Source organism: Marinibactrum halimedae, from assembly GCF_021234875.1.
Classification (GTDB): domain Bacteria; phylum Pseudomonadota; class Gammaproteobacteria; order Pseudomonadales; family Cellvibrionaceae; genus Marinibactrum; species Marinibactrum halimedae.
The window spans coordinates 1-18,488 of the sequence record NZ_JAJQVM010000039.1; the positions used below are offsets into that span (position 1 = coordinate 1).

Consider the following 18,488-nt stretch of genomic DNA (forward strand, 5'->3'; position numbering starts at 1 on the left):
AACGAATTTTTATCCAATATTTTTGTAAATAAATGCGTAATGATAATTATTTTCGGTAAATGTTCCGGTAGAAAAAATTAGAAAATTATCGCGCTAAAAAAACGAATTTATAGAGGTTCCCTTAAGTCATGCTACATGAACAGACTCTATTTGATGGGAAAAGAATTTAAGGAGTTTATAGGGAAGGAATTTATAGGGATACCCATAATAATTTGCCGTGGGGGCCGGGTGCCAGTGTCAATTCCAGTGTGGGTTACGGGGAAACGTGGGTTACGGGGAAACCGAGGGTTCCACCGACTTTCAAGGCCGCGATGAAGAAACCAGCTCTTACCTGAGTGTGGGTTTTGGTATGGGCGATAACACCGAAACCAACACCGACGAAGGCAGTTCGAGTTGGAGTGTTGAGGGCAGTTACTACGAGCGTGATCGTCAGCAAATCACTCGCGCCACGGTAGGGTGTTGGCAGTATCACGGTGAGCAATAATCTAGAACAAGGACTTTCAAATCTCAATTGTGACATCGCCATAACTCAAGAAGCGCTAATCATATGGTGTCACTTTATATTCCATTCCTGCAATAATAAAATCAATTGAAAATCATTTAATCCTAATCAAAGCCTGAAAGTGCATGTGCGATATTGTTTGTCATAATGAGTTTTTTACTAATTGATAATAATCAACTTAGAGTAGTGAACGAATAAATTTTTATTGGTTAAGTGAGGCAGCCCATTTGAGGAGGGATAAAAAGTGAAAGTTATACTGATTACCGGTGCTTCATCTGGTATTGGAAAAAAAGCGGCATTGGATTTGATTAATGCAGGCTATACCGTTTATGGCGCAGCGAGACGTATTGAGGAAATGAAGCCGTTGGTCGACGTGGGTGGATATGCGTTAAAACTGGATGTGACAGATGTCGAGAATATTCAACGAGTGGTTGATCAGATTGTTTTAGAGCAAGGAAGGATTGATGTTCTCATCAATAATGCTGGCTATGCGGTATATGGATCAGTAGAAGAGACTTCTGAAGAAGATTATAAGCGCCAGTTTGAAGTGAATTTGTTTGGTGTTGCCGAAGTAACCAAGGCGGTGCTGCCTGTAATGCGTAAACAAAATAAGGGGCATATTATCAATATGTCTTCAGTTGGCGGTAAAATATATTCATTGCTGGGAGCATGGTACCATGCAACGAAGCATGCAATTGAAGGGTGGTCTGATTGTCTGCGTTTGGAAGTTCAACCATTTGGTATCGATGTAACCATCATTGAGCCAGGATTAATTAAGACAGAATTTGGTGAAGTAATGAATAAGCCATTGCTCACTCGTTCGGGTAATGGCCCTTATGCCGATTTGGCAAAAGGGGTTGTTAAGGCAATGGAAAGCTCTTACAACAAAGGTGATGCGTCTCCGCCAGCGGTAATCAGTGATGTTATCTTAAAAGCGATCAAGGCAACAAAACCTAAGACGCGCTACCATGCGGGTAGATTTGCTTCTCAATTATTATTTTTACGCAAGTGGTTAAGTGATCGTGCATTTGACAAGGTTATACTCAGTACAGTCAATAGATTAAAAAATAAATAATTCGGATAAAGCTTGATGCGGTAGTGATGGTTTTTATGCTTTAAAAGCAAAGCGGATGTCGATTTAAATTTCAATAAGTGCTGTAAAGTAATCGGATAAGCTAAGAGAGGGTGATGTGGGATATTATCAATTAGATCGCTTTGTTCAAGAGATAAAGCAAAAAAATCCATATGAGCCTGAATTTTATCAGGCGGTTTCTGAATTTTCGGCGTCAGTTATTCCTTTTATCAATGCGCATTCTAAATACCAGGATGTGAGTATTTTAGAACGTTTGACGGAACCTGACCGAATCATTTCCTTTAGGGTGACTTGGCGTGATGATAATAAAGTCATTCAAACAAACCGTGGTTGGCGGGTGCAATTTAGCAATGCTATTGGACCGTATAAGGGTGGATTGAGATTTCACCCTACGGTGAATCAAAGTGTGTTGAAGTTTCTTGGTTTTGAGCAAATTTTTAAAAACAGTTTAACTGGATTACCCATGGGAGGGGCAAAAGGAGGTTCTAACTTCAACCCAAGAGGTAAAAGTGACGATGAAATCATGGCGTTTTGCTATTACTTTATGCTTGAGCTGCATCGACACATTGGGGAAGATGTGGATATTCCCGCTGGTGACATTGGCGTAGGTTCTAGAGAGATTGATCTATTGTTTGGAGCCTATAAAAAACTTGCGAATAAATGGACGGGTACTCTTACCGGTAAAGGGCTTGAATTTGGTGGTAGCCTGTTAAGGAAAGAAGCTACGGGCTATGGTTGTGTGTATTTTTGTCACAATATGCTAAATGTTATGGATGAATCACTCGAAGGTAAAATTTGCGTTGTTTCGGGCTCTGGTAATGTTGCGATTTATGCGGCGGAGCAACTCCTCGTGAAAGGGGCCAAAGTGGTTACCATGTCAGACTCATCAGGCTTTATTTATGATAAAGAGGGAATTAATCAGGAGAAGCTTGAGTATATTAAGCAACTGAAAGAGGTGGATCGTAAAAGAATACGTGAGTATTGCTGTAAGTATGATAAAGCGGAATACATAGAGGGGGCCAAGCCTTGGTCAGTGCCCTGTGATGCTGCTTTTCCTTGTGCTACACAAAATGAAATTGATTTAGAGGCAGCGAAAACATTGGCTTCTAACGGGGTAAAGGTTGTCTGTGAAGGTGCTAATATGCCGTGCAGTAATGAAGCAATCGAGTTTTTCAAAAAACAAGGTATTATTTTTGCTCCTGGTAAAGCGTCGAATGCAGGCGGTGTTTCAGTCAGTGGAATTGAACAAAGCCAAAATGCTTTGCACATGTCTTGGGAAAAGAACAGAATTAATCAAGAGTTGGAGAGAATTATGTTGTCGATTCATGAAAAATGCCGGGAGTATGGAGAAAGTAATGGTGATATTGATTATGTGAAAGGTGCAAATATCGCTGGCTTTGTGCGCGTTGCTGATACCATGATTAAATATGGAGTTATGTAGTGTGCAATGAAGGCACCGTCGCAAGAAATTGTGCAGTGATTTCAGGTGGCTGCATTGCCTGACTTTGCTTCAGTCTGTATCGACATTTTTAGGCCCCCGAATCGATACGACTCTTATTTGAATGGAAGGGGTGAAAAAGGCAGAGGAGAATAAATGCTCTTATATAAGGGCACATTTAGATACCTGATAGCCTTTTTAAGTATTGAGCTGAGTACCCCTTCCACCAACTGAGATCGGTCTGAAAAGATTGTGAAATAGGAATGTAGAGTTTACCACTGAAGCGTTGTTCGTCATCTAAGCAAAATAATGATGGCCCATCACCTAAGTAAAAAGGACTGTTTGTTAACCATTGAAATGCCATGGAAACGGTGAGTTCTACACGGGTGTCTTGTCCAGTATGCCTAAACATGGCGTAAGATTGCTCAGTCATGAAGTAGTATTCTAATTCTTCTGATAATTTGGTAGGGCGTTTTTTTACTTCAACAGCGAACAAATTTTCTATTTCGTGATGAGATAAAAGAGAATGTCTTCTGAAAGCAATATTCCATTCTCTTCCATTAACGATTTCGGGTAATTCTTGTGTGGCTTTCATAAGTTGTGCAGAGAGCGTCTCTGTTTCCTGTATATTGTCTGCCACTCTAAGTCCGTAATAAGGTTGTGTTTGTCGTATTCCTACAAAGTGCCTATTAGGTAGTGTTGTTATTTCAGGTGTAACACCGTTGTTGTTTTTGATGATTTCAAATTGTTCACCTTCAAACGCCATACGTTGGCTGGCATGGTAGGCACTACCAATAAGCTTAAATGTATTCGGTGTATTCCAAAAAGTGCGGGCAAAGGCTCGGGAAAACACTTCTGGAGATTGAAATTCATATTTTAAAGCAATGTCTAATATCGAGTGCTTGTTGAGTGACAGTTCTCGTGAAGCTTCGGTTAAGCGTCGTATTCGTAAATAGTTGGCCGGTGTTTCTCCGGTGGCTTCTTTAAAGATTCGATGAAATTGACGGACGCCTATGTGCGCCTCATCGGCAATGTCTTCCAGTGAAATAGGGTCGGACAAATGGCGCTCTATTAATTGGATAGAAGCCATTATCTTCTTCTCAATTCTCTCTTTCATCGCCACGCTCTTCTTTGGTGGGTAAGTATGTCAGAAATCATCAAGCCACTCCTATGCATGCCGGAATACAGTAGCGCTTCTGGGTGTTTTTCACTTTATCACATTGGTGAAATAGACGAAAAGTATTGGTAGTGCTAATGAGCAGTACTAATGAGTAGTACTAATGAGTAGTACCAATAAGAGATAATTATGAGTGGTAATTATGAATTGTGCAGTGCTTGACTTCTTATTTTATTCCCAGCGTTATCGCTTCTTGATGTTCTATAGGGTTCTATGTGCATTTGTAGAAAAAATAACCGTCCTTTCCGTTGTCGTATTCTATTGTTGTTTTTTACTGGCCTGTGAGACAAGTATGCTAAGTAGTAATGAGAAGAGTAGTGAAAAGAATAGTGAGAAGAGTAATACAGACCTCCATATTTTGGTGTTCAGTAAAACCCAAGGCTTTCGCCATGAGTCTATCGCTGATGGCAATCGTATGTTGCAATCGTTGGGCAGTGAAAATCATTGGACAATGACCTTTTCAGAAAACGCCGATCATTTTAATGGTAATTTGGATCAGTACGATGTAGTTGTGTTTAATAACACCTTGGGTGACATTTTTACGCCCCAGCAGCGCAGTCAGTTTCGGTCTTGGTTAGAAAATGGTGGTGGTTTTTTGGGTATTCATTCGGCGGTGGACACAGAATCCAAGTGGGCCTGGTATCACGATACGGTATTAGCGGGCGCGCGTTTTATCGGTCATCCAGACGGAGAGCAAGTGGCAGATTTAATCATCGAAGAAGGGAAGTATGGGTTTTTATCCCATGTGGGGCAGCCGTCTGAACGGTGGCGCTTTTTCGATGAGTGGTATTTTTGGGATGTGGATTTACGCCAAGCACCCAATGTAGAAGTGATTGCCCGCCTTGATCGAACCAGTTACCCCACCAGTGTGCAACCGGCTGATTCAGATCACCCTGTTATTTTCACTAATCGAGTGAAAGAGGGGCGCGTCTATTATACGAACCAGGGGCACCGTGGTGATACATTTCGTGATAGTGCCTTTATTGAGCAAATTCGAAAAGCCGTATTGTGGTTGCATCGGGGGAGTGAATAAGAGGTGTACGGCTCTCTAAGTGAAAGGGGGTTATTGGCGCCATATTTCATGGTGTGGGCTCGTTTGCTGAATTGATTAACGCCTCGATCTTTTTTTCTGCCGTACGCATAGGTTGTTCCCAATTGCTGTCGGGAGGTTGGCGAATTAATGATACGCTTTCGTACCACAGTGATTGATCAGGGTCGGTAAACCATCGCCACTCTGCTGAGGCAGGCAGTAAAACGAAGGTGTTTACGCCTAAGGCGCCGGATAAGTGTACCGTCGAGTTATCCGCAGAGAGTAGGCAGTCTATGGCGCACATAAACGCAGAAAGGGCTTCAATATCATTACGGACATCGAAACTGGGCGTAATGACCCCTTTGCTGTCCAATATGGCTTTTTCTTCTGGGCTGCTGTCGTATTGCAAATTATAGAATTGCAAATCTTCTCGATTAAATAAGGCTTCCCACATTGCCAGTGGAATGGTTCTGGATTGTTTACGGGTTCCAAAGCTGCCCCCTCGCCAGGAAAAACCAATATGAGTAATGGACGCTGCTTTTTTAGGTAGCCCGTTTTTAAATTTTTCAAATTGGGTTTCATGGCATAGAAGGAATGGTTTACAGGGCTGAATATCCTCAAAAGAATGAATGAAGTATTGGGGTAATGAGCCCAAGGACAGATGAAAGTCATGAGTTTGTGAGCTGATCAATGCTACATTAGTTTGGGAGAGTGCGACGACATTAACGGATTTAAAGCTGCGTTGATAGAGTGGGGTTAGTCGATGGTCAATCAGCAGTGTGATTGAAGCGCCTTGCTCTAAAACGTTGCTGATCAAACGACTGTACATGATGTGATCGCCCAGTCCTTGATCCCCCCAAAGAATAATTGATTTACCGTTTAAGGGTTCACCCCGCCAGAGAGGACAGGGAAAATTAAGCTGGGTGATGGTTTTATCCTTAAAACGCCATTCATTTTCCGCCCACCCTAGTTTGAATTCACCAATCATTAAAGCGAGTTGTGACAAATTAATGTGGCTGTAGTAATTATCTGGGTTGAGCGAGATCGCTTTATGATGACTTTTGGCTGCATCGGTAAATCGGCCGAGTGCCACTTGAGTGATGCCTAAATTTTTATACAGAGCGTCATTATTGGGTTCGAGCTCTGTAGAGAGTTGAGAGGCGGCTAAGGCTTCGTGTAAGCGATTGGCTCGGTAGTAGGTTTCGGAGAGTCGAGCTAATGCTTCTACCGCATGTTGGGTGTTGACCAAAGGCAGTAGGCGTTGTTCTGATTCATCCAATATCCCATTTAAAAGTAGTACATCCACTAATTTGAGTTGCACAGAAACATTATTCGGTTGCGCTTCTATTGCGACGCGCATGAGTTGAAGCGCGAGTTGTGGATCAGTATTAAAGGGGGGCGTTTGCTGTATTGCGATGACTTCTTGAGCGTAGGTAGGGTTCAGTTTTAAGATTTGTGAGAATGCCAGGATGGTTTCTTCACCTAAAGCATTTTCTATACATAGCCTAGTGAGCGATGCGGCTGTGTTCTCATCTAATGGCTTTTTCAATATTTTCTTTATCGTTTGTCGGGCTTTTCGGGTTTTTCCATTTTTAAGCACCGATTGAAGGGTATTGATATCCACTGTGTTTACTTTTTCTTTATTAACCATGCGCAGTTCCAAGTTAATCGTATTGTGCTCTTTGTAAATTGAAGCATGGAGAGATCATTCAAGCAATGGGCGTTTGTAACCCTATTTTCAGGTGTGAAGAGAATTGCCGGTGACTGAAAGGCGGAAATTATTTGCCGCCTTCGGGCGGCAAGAAATAACCAAATTGCATTTAAAAATTTATGGGAAATAGGTGAGTAAATAAATTTTTATTATTAAGGAATTGTTTTGGGCGGTCGTCTGAGGGTGGCGCACTATTTGTGATCAACCCTTTCTAAAGGAAGTTTTTTTGAGGTCGAAAGCAGGGTTGTGAAACATCTTGATCTGCTTTTACCCGATTTCGGGAGCTAGGAGTACAACCATGGCCTTAACTGTTAATACCAATGTTGCGTCGTTAAATACGCAACGTAATTTAAATAACTCATCCGAACGGTTGGATGTCTCTTTACAGCGATTGTCTACCGGTTTTCGTATTAATAGTGCGAAGGATGATGCTGCAGGGTTACAAATTTCAAACCGATTAACTTCTCAGGTTAACGGTTTGACGGTTGCCGCGCGTAATGCCAGTGATGGTATCTCACTCGCACAGGTGGCCGAAGGAGCACTGCAACAATCGACAGATATTTTGCAGCGAATTCGAGACTTGGCGTTGCAGTCTGCCAACGGCTCTAATTCGGCAACAGAGCGTCAGGCATTGCAGGAAGAAGTGAATCAGTTGAAAGAAGAGCTTACCAGAATTGCGGATACCACGACATTTGGTGGTCGAAAAATTCTGGATGGTACTTTTGGAACCAGTTCTTTTCAGGTGGGCTCGGAAGCTAACCAAACAATTGAAGTGACGTTGACCAATGCTTCTTCGGAACGATTAGGCAATTATCGAATTCGGGAAGCGGGTGCGGCTGCCGGTGGTATCGCAGGTACGATTACGGAGGGCGCGTTAGGTACCACGACCTTTACCGATGGGGCCGATGTGACTGTGACAGGCCCGTTTGGGGTTGGTCAGTTTACACTGGCGGATACAGATTCCGCCGGCGATGTTGCAGACAGTATCAATTCTCTTACCGGCACCACCGGTGTGACGGCGACGGCAACCAATGTGATTCGAGTAGCCGCAGGGGATTTGGCGTTGCAAGGGTCTGGGCCTACAGCGGATTCGGTGAGTTTGACCATCGGTACGAATCGAGGCAACGGAATAGACCAAAGCACCACAGATATCGTGCTTACAGCAACAGGGGATGCAGCCCAGGATTTGCAGAATTTGCGCGATGCTATTAATGCGGACTCTGGTGGCAATGGCCTCTCGGCGATAATAGATGAAAATGGTAACTTGGATATTACCGCAAAAGATGGTGATAACATCCAGGTGACCAATTACGTTGAGGTGGATGGCAACACTACCGCCAACGACTCAACCATTACGTTCACGGCGGTGAATACCAACGATGCGACCCCAACGGTGCAATTGGTGAATGGTGGACCGAATACCAGTTTGGAAGCCATAGGCACATTAACGTTTGATTCTTCCGCGCCGTTTTCTCTTTCAAGTACTGCGACGGGTCTTGATGAAATTTCTGCTCAATCGATCGGTGTATTACAGTCGATCGACGATATTGATGTCACGAATGTGGCTGGGGCACAAGATGCCATTGCGGTGATTGATGGGGCGATAGCGAACATCGACTCTCAGCGCGCACAGTTGGGTGCGGTTCAGAATCGATTCCAGAATACGATCGCAAACCTGCAGAGCATCATTGAAAATGTCTCGGCAGCAAGAAGCCGAATTAAGGACACGGATTTTGCGGCGGAGACGGCAGAATTGACGAGGAATCAGATTCTTCAGCAAGCCGGCACCACGATCTTGGCTCAGGCGAATCAGTTGCCGCAGGCTGTCTTGGGTTTGCTGGGTGGTTAATCGGTTTTACCCATTTTTTGAGTGGATTACGTGTAGTCATATAATGTAGTCATATAAGAAGTGATGGTATGCATTCACGCGAGTCGTTCAGATCCCGAGGCGGCTCATCCATGCTTTTTAGGTGGATTAATGGGTATCTGTTGCCGATCAACAGCGGGTATCGCTTCAGAGTTGCGTTTATGTGAATCGGTGGATTTTATACAAAAGCGCCTCTAGAAGAGTTTCGGGTTCGTTTCCTTATAATAAAAGCCATTAGGCCTATTTCGGTAGTATTCTTATCCTAGCTACGGCAAGATTCTCTTGCCGTTTTTCTTTTGTTGGTGTGGCCAACGGTTCTCTGAAGTCTAATTTCTGTCTATTCCCCATCTCTTAATTTCCAGCCAGCTTCTATTTATTCCAGCTTGCTTCTACTTATTCCAGTCTGCTTCTATTTATTATCGTCCCCTACAGAGATTGTTTTCCTCTGTCGGTTTCTTTTATGTGTTCCCTCTCACTCTAGCGTTTTTCATTTCAATCAGCCTGGTTCTCCGTTGTCTTTTTCATTGTTCTCAAGCCCGCCTCATATGTAGGGGAGGAATAATGGTATTCGTAAGGCGGGTCTGGGTCGGTGTGAACACAAGTTGGGAATAAGCGATTGATTAAGAATAATGATTTATGCGCCATTGGCATTTGGTGTGTGTTGGCAATTGTTTGCCGTTTTTGGTGGAGGTGGATGATATTTTTGTGTTAGCGGGTAGGGAGGTTCATTTTGAAAGGCTGTAACCTATTGAAAATAAAAGAAAAAATAGAGTTTCGAAGAAGGCGGCAAAAATTTGCAGTTTTTTTAAAGAAAGCGGCAATATGGCCGATACCCTTAGTGAAGCGATTTATAACTCAGTCAATGCATGAGCCCAGAGAGGGCGTAGGAGTTAACCATGCCACTAACGGTCAATACCAATGTTGCCTCCATTAACACGCAACGTAACCTTAATAACTCAAGCGACCAGCTCAATGTCTCGCTGCAGCGGCTGTCCACGGGTTTCCGAATTAACAGTGCACGCGATGATGCGGCGGGCCTGCAAATCTCAAACCGTTTAACTTCTCAGGTGAATGGTTTGGATGTAGCAGCACGAAATGCCAATGACGGTATTTCTCTCGCCCAGGTTGCAGAAGGTGCGCTACAACAATCTACCGATATCTTGCAGCGTATGCGGGATTTGGCCTTGCAGTCCGCTAACGGTTCGAACTCGGCGGCGGAACGTCAAGCGTTGCAAGAAGAAGTGAACCAGCTTCAGGGTGAGCTAACCCGAATTGCAGACACCACCACTTTTGGTGGACGTAATATTTTAGACGGTACTTTTGGTACCAGTGCTTTCCAAGTGGGTTCACAGGCAAACCAGACGATTGAAGTCTCTTTAACCAATGCCTCTTCTGATAACTTGGGTAACTACCGCATTCAGGATATTGGAGCAGCAAATGGGGCGGGCTCAATTAATGCTGGAGCTCCAGGGGCTACACAATTTACGGCAGGCTCTATCGGTATTTTGGGGCCATTCGATACAGGATCTTTTAATGTCTTAGCCACAAACACAGCAGGCGAAATTGCGGATTCGATTAATGCCTTAAGTGATACGACCGGTGTGACGGCAGACGCAACTAATGTGATCCAAATCGGTGCTGGTGATTTAGCTCTAACATTTACCAGTGCCGCGACCAATGACTCTGTCAACTTCGATATTGGTACTAATGACGGTAATAACAACGCAAACCTAACGAATATTACGCTGACGGCCAGCGGGGATGCGGCCGAAGATTTGCAAAACCTTCGTGATGCGATCAACCGTGACTCTGGTAATAATGGTCTGACGGCATCCATTGACGAGAGCGGCACTTTACTGATCAGTGCATCTGATGGTGATAATATACAGCTTTCTAACTTCCAAGAAGTGGATGGGACGGGTGCAGCAAGTTCTGCTATTACTTTTAATACCCCTGTGGGTGCAGCCACCGGCGTGGCAGATACGATAGTGGGTAGTGGTGGTGGAACGGAATTTGAGGCGTTGGGTACGCTCACGTTTGATTCCAGTGAGTCTTTCAGGCTGGTTGGGACGAATATTGCCGAGTTGACTGCTACGAATATTGCATTAGAGCAAACCGTTGAGGATGTTGATGTCACCACCGCTACTGGTGCTCAGGATGCCATTGCCATTATTGATGGTGCTATTGCGAATATTGACTCCCAGCGAGCCCAGTTGGGTGCGGTGCAAAACCGCTTCCAAAATACCATTGCCAACTTGCAAAATATTCAGGAAAACGTTTCTGCTGCTCGAAGCCGAATTCGTGATACGGATTACGCCTCTGAAACTGCAGAGCTAACGCGTCAACAGATTTTGCAGCAGGCAGGTACTTCGGTATTGGCACAGGCCAACCAGTTACCGCAGGCGGTATTGAGCTTGCTCGGGTAAACGCGAATAGATAGTGCAAGTGGTGTACACTAACAGTATTCAATGGGTAAAGTGGTTATGAATGGAGCGAAAGTGTAGCGCCACTGCAGTATCTGGAGGGTGAACGATGGATATTCAAAATGTGGTGAATGTTCGCCCGGCGTCTTCGCCGGCAAATGCACCTGGGGGTTCCGGCTCCCAGGCGCGGCCCGTTGCCGATTCGATAAACTCATCCGCTGAACAAGCAGTTTCGGTAACAGAAAACGAAAATACCTCTGCCTTGAATCCAGCTGAGGAAGCCGAAGAGGTAGCGGAGCAAAGCCGCGAACAAATAGAGGCCGCTGTGGCGGATTTAAATCAATTTGTTCAATCTATTCGCCGCGATTTAAGTTTTAGTCTGCAAGATGAAACGGGTAATGTGGTGGTTGATGTGACGGACTCCGAAACCGGTGAGCTGATTCGAAGGATACCGTCGGAAGAGGCGTTGGAATTATCTCGTCGTATGGATGAAATGCGCAGCCTTATGACCTCAGTTGAAGCCTGATGGCCTATCCATCGGGCTTTTTGTTTTTAGGTTATCGAGCTTTCTTACCTTTCCTTTCTCATTTTCTCTCTTTCTCCCGATACGTTTGGGTTAATCTTTGCTTATCCTTTAGATGACAATAAGACGTCAAAGCGTCTCGACATTATTCGAGAACGGTATGATGCAGGTTGCGCATAAATTGATAACGAATAATGGATGGCTTGGCGGCGAGTAAGTTTAAGTTTTATTTCTGACGGCCGATACTACAAGATAGATATCTATGGTCTGTCTGTATCATCAACCATTGCACAGAGAAAGGCCCAAGAGGAAAGGCAATGAGTATTACATTTAACGGCATCGGTTCTGGATTGGACATTGACTCCATTGTTGGGGCCATTGTAGAGGCAGAGCGTGCGCCCACTGCCAGTCGGTTAACCCGTATTGAAGAAAACTCCACAGAAGAGTTTTCGGCCATTGGTCAGCTTAGCCAAGGCTTGGATCAATTTCTGGACGCATTGTCTGATTTAAACGATGCCTCATTGTACAGTGGGCGCTCTACCAGCGTGGGTAGCTCAGAGAACTTCACTGCGTCTGCTGAGGAAGGGGCGCAGTTGGGAAGTTATCAAATTCAGGTGGAGTCGGTGGCCGAATCAGCTCGTATCGCTACCCAAGGGGTGAGTAGTGCAGACAGTGCTGTGGGTACAGGTACGATTAATGTTTTTTCTGGCACGACCTCTTTTGGCGTTACCATAGACTCCAGCAATAACACGCTTCAAGGCATTCGAGATGCCATTAATACATCGGAAAATAACCTCGGTGTTACGGCCTCTATTGTGACGGACGACACAGGCTCACGATTGGTGTTAACCAGTGATGACACCGGCTCTAGTAATTCAGTCGCACTAACCGTAGAAGACGATGATGGCACTAACCGTGATGCGGCATCAGGTTTGAGCCAATTGGTCTATGACCCCACCGATTTGGCGGGAGCGGGTGATGGAGGGGTGACCCAAGGTGGGCAGGAATTATCTGCCGGCAGTGATGCCATTATCTATGTGGATGGCCTTCGTACCACCAGCGAAAGTAACACCATTACCAGTGCGATTGATGGGGTGACGTTAAATGTGCGTTCTGCACAGGATGCGACCGATATTACTAACGGCAATACCATTAATCTAACCGTGAGCAATGACGAGTCGAGTGTAAGGGATTCCATTCAAAATTTTACCGATGTGTACAACAGCTTTATGTCATTAGTGGATCAGCTAACCGTGGTAGTGGTGAATGATGGCACAACGGGTAATTTGACCGGTGCGTTGACTGGAGACTCTACGGTTCGTAATTTGGTTTCTAATATTCGAGATGAATTTTCTACTCCTGTGAGTGGTAATCCTGATGGCCTACAGTTTTTGGTGAACTTAGGTATTTCAACAAACGATGAAGGCTTGTTGGAGATTGATAATACCGCGTTAGATGATGCTCTAAGTAATAATTTTGATGATATTGGTGGGTTGTTTACGGGTGCAGAAGGGTTAAGTGAGCGTTTATCGTCCGCATTAACGGGTTATACCGGCCCTAGTGGGGTGTTGTCGCAACGTATGGACAGTTTACAAAATACCCTCAACGACGTTGTGGAAGACCGAGAAGCGTTAGATCGGCGTATGGTCCAAGTTGAAGCGCGTTTGTATTCTCAATATCAGGCAATGGATCAGTTGGTATCACAATTAAATTCAACGTTGGATTTTGTTTTAGGGGCATTAAATCCACCAGAACGAGATTAATAAAAATGTATGAAGGATTAAGCACAGTATTATCAATTGAAACCCGAATTTAACCGGGTAAGGAACCCTGAAAAACAGTTCTTTTGTGCTTTTTAAAAAGTCACATTAACGGGGATAGATACGGTTTTTTTGAACTTAATTAAAGGTTTGTTGAGCCTTGTCGATACAGTAAAAGAGAGCGCGTACGGCAACGGCGACGCGCCGAAGAAATACCGTCGTAGAAATACAATGATGTGGATATGGTTATGAATACTTCCCATGCTTTAGCGCAGTATAAGCAAGTTAATGTTCAAACTTCGGTTATGGATGCCTCGCCTCATAAATTGATAACGTTATTGATTGACGGCTTTATTGAGCGTGTAACCCAAGCAAAAGCAGCGTTAAATGCTCAAAAAATTGAAGCGAAAGGTGAGCGAATTTCTAAAGCAATCCAAATTTTATCGGGTTTGCGTGGCGCACTGGATTTTGAAAAAGGGGGAGAATTGGCGTCCAATTTAGATGGCCTTTACGATTATATGGCGCGACGCCTTTTTACTGCCAATGCCAATAATGACTTGGATATGTTGGATGAAGTGATTGGCTTGATGAGAACCGTTAAAGAAGGATGGGACGGTATTAAAGAACAATCAGCAGGCCAAGGAGCGTAATCATGAAAATACACGCACAGGACGAGAGAAAAGAGTTTGATCGTAATGTTGCCGCTGTTGTGGATGTTGAATCTGCCGTTGCGGTATTGTACCGCTGCCTAGAACAATTACGTGATGCCAGTAACGGTGAAACCTGGGATGAAGCACTCGATACTAGAGAGCCTTCAGAGGCGGGTTCTGAGTCGATAGTCCAATCTGCTGATGAAACTATGGATGGGAACCGTGATGATGCCAGTTCTGATGAGCGTGATGAAATTTTGTCTGAATTATCTTCTCTGGATTTCCAATTGCGTGACATCGTTTCCCAATGTGTTGCTATGGGCATCAACAACGAACCGGCGGTGCAGTCTTGTTTGCAGGATGTGCTGCATCATTATCAAGAGTTAGTCCCGACGCTCAGCAAGCGTCGCGACACGATACAATCCAGGCTAAAAAACAATCAGCAGCAAAAGAAAGTTGCTAATCACTATTTGCAAATTCAAACATAACTCTTCTTCTGCACACCTTTTGGCCATATCTGTTTTTTAAAAGACGTCTAGCCTTTTTCAATAAAGGTATATTATTCAGAAAGACGTCTTTCAGTGTGAAATCCCTCTCTTTTTTTAGTTTAATGAATACTTTGATGGGTTAATCAAGGTTTTCATATGCTCTAGTTGTCATTTTTTCTTTTGCTGTTGTGTTATTTTTTATTTATCTAAAGGAAAGGTTTTTACGTTAAAAATAACGTTTCAATTTAAAAAATATCCTTAAATTTTTATTTGTATGAGCCGATAGCTTTATTAGGTCACAGTGAGGTTCACAACATAAGTGATTAACGATTGCATTGGTACCCTATCGGATTAAAACCAGATTGCTTTGAGTTGCTAAGCATTCAAAACGATTGGGAAGATGCATTATTTTGTATAAGTGGATAAATACTTGTATTTTTTGCCGGACAACTTGCCCGGTTTTTTACACAGTCAATTATAGTCATTGCTCAAATTATGCTTTGTCATATTCGCTCGAATGTGACGCAGGTGATGGTGTGAGCAGTTTAGATGGTAGTGCCCGTTATGAAAAATCGTCATTGCTCTTCAGGGCAAGATTCTAAGATAAAAGAGTTCAAGGTAGAGGCTGCTAAGGCTAAAAATACTCAGGCCAAGGAACTTCAGCTAACAAACACTGAATTGAAAGGTATTGAGTTAGACGCTTCTGAAGCCAGATATCCTACGGTAACCAGTTTACAGTGCTATAGACTTAAAGTTGCCCGAGAGCAATTGCAAAGCGCTATGATGGTCTTAATGCACGTGGATAGTTCAATGAAGCTTAACGTATCATCCATCAGAAGAGCGGTAGCTCAGGCGGATAAGTCGGTCAACAATGCACTGCGTATGATGCTAAATGATCACCGTCTATCCAGTGCCGTAAAGGTGGCTGAATTGAAAGCCACGGTGAAGTTGTACCGATCATTTCCTGTGGGCGCTTCTGAGCGACGTGGTTAATCGGCATTGAGTGGTCAGCCTCTCTTGCTGGCTCCGTCCTCAGTGATGAAGGTCTGAAGGCGACGGTATCGGTATTGTGCCACCTTTGTCATCAAAGGAGGCCTTTATATCTATTTTGTGCTTTTTATAAGCCGAACGTTTTTAAGCTAATGGTTTTTAAACGTGTTTCTTTCAAACTCTGTAAATTCAGAATGATTTTCTTTTGAGCACTTCCGTCTCGATACACCCTCAGTAGAATTAAAAAACAAAATTTGCCTCGTATATGGCTAAAAAGCCATAGTTTTTGTGCGTCGTTTAGGTTATGGCTAGCACAAATCATTTGTAAAGTTTTGTGTTAATTGTCACATTTTTTTGCAATTCCTCTCAGATTTCCATAAAGTAGCGCCGCCATGAAGTCGATAAATTGACTTCGTGCACACACTGGTCTATTCATTTTTTGTCACAGCCAAGTATTTGTCATCACATTTGTCGTAAAACTTTAGGTGTAAAACGCTCGAATAATCGGCAGAGCATCAAAGGTAGTCGTAGATTGTTTATAACAGGTGTGGCGTGCTTGGATGATTCTTTGTTGATGGGCAGAGTAGAGGCTGTGGACAAAGTGATGTTGTGAATACTCTTTTTCAAACTAATAACGAGTGAATAGAGATCGACGAACATACGTCGACGAAGAAATAGATGCACGTTTTTTAGCGTGTTTACGCCTAAAAATACGATAAGTATGAAAGGCGATTCAGTCTTGGGGGCTAGTGGTTTAAGAGTCTGAGCTCGCGCTCGGTGGCAAGCAATGATTAAGAGAGTGGGTCACGTACGATGCGGACTGAATTGAAGTTACTGGTCATAGACGACGATCATCAACATCGTCATGATTTGAAAGTGGTTCTCGATTTTATGGGAGAGCCTGTTATTGAGGCACGCAGTGACAACTGGCAAGGGCTGGTTGAATCACAGGAATCGGGGAGTGACGCCCTTGTTGCTGTATTTATATGCAATATTGAGTCACCTCTTGAGAATTTATTAAAGGCGTTGCGTAGGTGGGATGCTCACCTGCCGTTTATTCTGTGCGGTGATTTTGGCACACAGGTGCAAGGCAATGCTGTGGTTGAAAATCTAATCATTGCACACATCAATGAAAAGCCCAGTTATGCGTGCTTAACCGATACTTTGCATCGAGCAGAGCGTTATCGAGAGGCTCAAACCAGCAATAAGCGTAATGATCAAAGTCGCCCCATTCATTTATTTCGAAGCCTAGTCGGTACCAGTCGTAATATCGAAAGTGTTCGAGAGATGATGTCTCAAGTGGCAGACAAAGAAGTCAGTGTGTTGATTTTGGGGGATTCGGGCACAGGGAAAGAAGTGGTTGCTCGAAATCTTCATTACAGTTCTGAGCGTCGTAATGGCCCTTTTGTGCCTGTCAATTGTGGTGCTATTCCGGCAGAACTTTTAGAGAGTGAATTATTTGGTCATGAAAAAGGCGCTTTTACAGGTGCGATTAGTGCTCGTGCTGGCCGGTTTGAGATGGCAGAAGGGGGGACTCTGTTTCTGGATGAAATAGGGGATATGCCCTTGAACATGCAGGTGAAAATTTTGCGAGTGTTGCAAGAGCGTGTTTTTGAAAGGGTGGGGAGTAATAAAACCCAGTCGGTTAATGTTCGTATTATCGCGGCCACGCATCGCAATCTAGAGAACATGATTGAGGCGGGTACATTCCGGGAAGATTTATTTTATCGGTTAAATGTATTCCCAATTGAAATGCCGTCGTTGAATGAGAGAGCCGAAGATATTCCTCTTCTTATTAATGAGCTGGTGGCTCGTTTAGAAAGTGAAAAGCGGGGTTCTGTGCGATTTAATTCAGCTGCCATTATGTCGTTGAGTCGTCATTCATGGCCGGGTAATGTGCGTGAGCTTGCTAATTTGGTTGAGCGTATGGCGATCTTGCACCCTTATGGGGTGATTGGTGTGCAGGATTTACCGGAAAAATACCGGCATGTTCAGGTAGAAGAGGAAGCGTTTTCCTTGCCTGAGGAGGACATCGCGAGCCATTTACCTTCGGTGGCGAGCATGAATGATCGTGCGTTGTTACCAGATGAAGGTATTGATTTAAAAGAATATTTGAATAACCTAGAAAGGAACCTTATTCAACAAGCGCTGGATGATTGCGGTGGTGTTGTCGCACGAGCGGCAACACGATTAGCGATTCGTAGAACCACCTTGGTGGAAAAAATGCGTAAGTATGGTTTGCAAAGAGCCTAAAAATAGCCCAGTTTTAGCCTTAGTCTTTTGGTCAATAAATCGTTCTATTTAAAATCCTATGGTTATAATCATGACTCTATTTATCCAATTTTATAAGTTGATAAATAGAGTTTTGTCGCCCAAAGATTTTTTCTGTATTTCAACCTTATTGTGCTTGTCAGTTTGATACGACTTTGGTTTGTTATTCTCTGTGCTGTATTGGCAAGCTAGAAATGAGCGTCTACCCTTTGGGTAAAGTCACTATTTATTGAGTAGGTGAAGATGACACTATCAAGTCAAATGAATGAAGCGTCTAAAGTGTGTCGAATTTCGTTGAGTGAGCGTTTCGACTTTCATTGTGTCCGTGAGTTTCGAGAAGCCTATGAGGCTGTTAAGGATCAAGGCGTAAAGCATTTTGATGTGGACTTTTCTAAAACGGGTTTTATTGACAGCTCAGCTTTAGGAATGCTGGTGAATATGGAGCGTTATTATAAAGAATTTGGTGTGTCTATTGAGTTGTCTAATTGTAATGAACAAGTTAAAAAAATATTATTAATCGCCCGTTTCGATAAAAAATTCGATATTTCTTTCCAGTGAGTTTAGT

Annotated in this window: 15 protein-coding genes; 13 read left to right on the forward strand and 2 right to left on the reverse strand. The window is 43.6% G+C overall.

The window, feature by feature from the left end; translation table 11 throughout:
* Positions 1-265 precede the first annotated feature (265 nt).
* From LU351_RS17770 to gdhA, 3 genes are all read left to right on the forward strand, one after another.
* The gene (locus tag LU351_RS17770; protein ID WP_232595443.1) at positions 266-484 is read left to right on the forward strand and encodes a hypothetical protein; all 219 of its coding nucleotides are present in this window, start codon (positions 266-268) and stop codon (positions 482-484) included.
* A gap of 262 nt (positions 485-746) precedes the next feature.
* Positions 747-1,577 (forward strand): oxidoreductase, encoded by an 831-nt coding sequence (locus tag LU351_RS17775; RefSeq protein ID WP_232595444.1) that lies wholly within the window; start codon positions 747-749, stop codon positions 1,575-1,577.
* A gap of 115 nt (positions 1,578-1,692) precedes the next feature.
* On the forward strand, positions 1,693-3,036 hold the full coding sequence (gene gdhA / locus LU351_RS17780) for an NADP-specific glutamate dehydrogenase (protein WP_232595445.1): 1,344 nt from the start codon (positions 1,693-1,695) through the stop codon (positions 3,034-3,036).
* A 175-nt stretch (positions 3,037-3,211) separates the two neighbouring features.
* On the opposite strand, the gene LU351_RS17785 is transcribed toward gdhA, so the two are convergent.
* Positions 3,212-4,150, reverse strand: coding sequence for a helix-turn-helix domain-containing protein (locus tag LU351_RS17785; RefSeq protein WP_232595446.1), 939 nt, complete (start codon positions 4,148-4,150; stop codon positions 3,212-3,214).
* 352 nt (positions 4,151-4,502) lie between these two features.
* On the opposite strand from LU351_RS17785, the gene LU351_RS17790 reads away from it, so the two are divergent.
* A complete protein-coding gene (locus tag LU351_RS17790) occupies positions 4,503-5,243 on the forward strand; it encodes a ThuA domain-containing protein (protein WP_232595447.1) in 741 nt (246 codons plus the stop codon).
* Between the two features lie 46 nt (positions 5,244-5,289).
* Here the strand turns inward: LU351_RS17790 and LU351_RS17795 are convergent, their stop codons facing one another.
* A complete protein-coding gene (locus LU351_RS17795; RefSeq protein WP_232595448.1) occupies positions 5,290-6,891 on the reverse strand; it encodes a tetratricopeptide repeat protein in 1,602 nt (533 codons plus the stop codon).
* 358 nt (positions 6,892-7,249) lie between these two features.
* On the opposite strand from LU351_RS17795, the gene LU351_RS20815 reads away from it, so the two are divergent.
* From LU351_RS20815 to LU351_RS17850, 9 genes are all read left to right on the forward strand, one after another.
* A complete protein-coding gene (locus LU351_RS20815) occupies positions 7,250-8,800 on the forward strand; it encodes a flagellin (RefSeq protein WP_269783522.1) in 1,551 nt (516 codons plus the stop codon).
* 914 nt (positions 8,801-9,714) lie between these two features.
* Entirely contained in the window at positions 9,715-11,244 is a 1,530-nt protein-coding gene (locus LU351_RS20820) for a flagellin N-terminal helical domain-containing protein (protein WP_269783523.1), read from the forward strand.
* A 106-nt stretch (positions 11,245-11,350) separates the two neighbouring features.
* A complete protein-coding gene (locus tag LU351_RS17820) occupies positions 11,351-11,767 on the forward strand; it encodes a flagellar protein FlaG (protein ID WP_232595449.1) in 417 nt (138 codons plus the stop codon).
* A 314-nt stretch (positions 11,768-12,081) separates the two neighbouring features.
* Positions 12,082-13,527: a flagellar filament capping protein FliD gene (gene fliD / locus LU351_RS17825; RefSeq protein WP_232595450.1), complete on the forward strand. Its 1,446-nt coding sequence runs from the start codon at positions 12,082-12,084 to the stop codon at positions 13,525-13,527.
* Between the two features lie 245 nt (positions 13,528-13,772).
* Positions 13,773-14,174 carry a flagellar export chaperone FliS gene (gene fliS / locus LU351_RS17830; protein WP_232595451.1) on the forward strand — a complete coding sequence of 134 codons (402 nt, stop codon included), beginning with the start codon at positions 13,773-13,775 and terminating at the stop codon, positions 14,172-14,174.
* Positions 14,175-14,176: 2 nt separating this feature from the next.
* A complete protein-coding gene (locus LU351_RS17835; protein WP_232595452.1) occupies positions 14,177-14,662 on the forward strand; it encodes a hypothetical protein in 486 nt (161 codons plus the stop codon).
* Between the two features lie 549 nt (positions 14,663-15,211).
* Positions 15,212-15,655 carry a hypothetical protein gene (locus LU351_RS17840; protein ID WP_232595453.1) on the forward strand — a complete coding sequence of 148 codons (444 nt, stop codon included), beginning with the start codon at positions 15,212-15,214 and terminating at the stop codon, positions 15,653-15,655.
* Between the two features lie 810 nt (positions 15,656-16,465).
* Positions 16,466-17,905, forward strand: coding sequence for a sigma-54-dependent transcriptional regulator (locus tag LU351_RS17845; RefSeq protein WP_232595454.1), 1,440 nt, complete (start codon positions 16,466-16,468; stop codon positions 17,903-17,905).
* Between the two features lie 261 nt (positions 17,906-18,166).
* Entirely contained in the window at positions 18,167-18,481 is a 315-nt protein-coding gene (locus tag LU351_RS17850; RefSeq protein WP_232595455.1) for an STAS domain-containing protein, read from the forward strand.
* Positions 18,482-18,488 lie beyond the last annotated feature (7 nt).

Bases quoted from the DNA above. Each gene is read 5' to 3' on its own strand.
- LU351_RS17850 (WP_232595455.1), top strand. From the start codon at position 18,167: ATGACACTATCAAGTCAAATGAATGAAGCGTCTAAAGTGTGTCGAATT.
- LU351_RS17840 (WP_232595453.1), top strand. From the start codon at position 15,212: ATGGTAGTGCCCGTTATGAAAAATCGTCATTGCTCTTCAGGGCAAGAT.
- LU351_RS20815 (WP_269783522.1), top strand. From the start codon at position 7,250: ATGGCCTTAACTGTTAATACCAATGTTGCGTCGTTAAATACGCAACGT.
- fliD (WP_232595450.1), top strand. From the start codon at position 12,082: ATGAGTATTACATTTAACGGCATCGGTTCTGGATTGGACATTGACTCC.
- fliS (WP_232595451.1), top strand. From the start codon at position 13,773: ATGAATACTTCCCATGCTTTAGCGCAGTATAAGCAAGTTAATGTTCAA.
- LU351_RS17835 (WP_232595452.1), top strand. From the start codon at position 14,177: ATGAAAATACACGCACAGGACGAGAGAAAAGAGTTTGATCGTAATGTT.
- LU351_RS17790 (WP_232595447.1), top strand. From the start codon at position 4,503: ATGCTAAGTAGTAATGAGAAGAGTAGTGAAAAGAATAGTGAGAAGAGT.
- LU351_RS20820 (WP_269783523.1), top strand. From the start codon at position 9,715: ATGCCACTAACGGTCAATACCAATGTTGCCTCCATTAACACGCAACGT.
- LU351_RS17845 (WP_232595454.1), top strand. From the start codon at position 16,466: ATGCGGACTGAATTGAAGTTACTGGTCATAGACGACGATCATCAACAT.
- LU351_RS17795 (WP_232595448.1), bottom strand. From the start codon at position 6,891: ATGGTTAATAAAGAAAAAGTAAACACAGTGGATATCAATACCCTTCAA.
- LU351_RS17785 (WP_232595446.1), bottom strand. From the start codon at position 4,150: ATGAAAGAGAGAATTGAGAAGAAGATAATGGCTTCTATCCAATTAATA.
- LU351_RS17820 (WP_232595449.1), top strand. From the start codon at position 11,351: ATGGATATTCAAAATGTGGTGAATGTTCGCCCGGCGTCTTCGCCGGCA.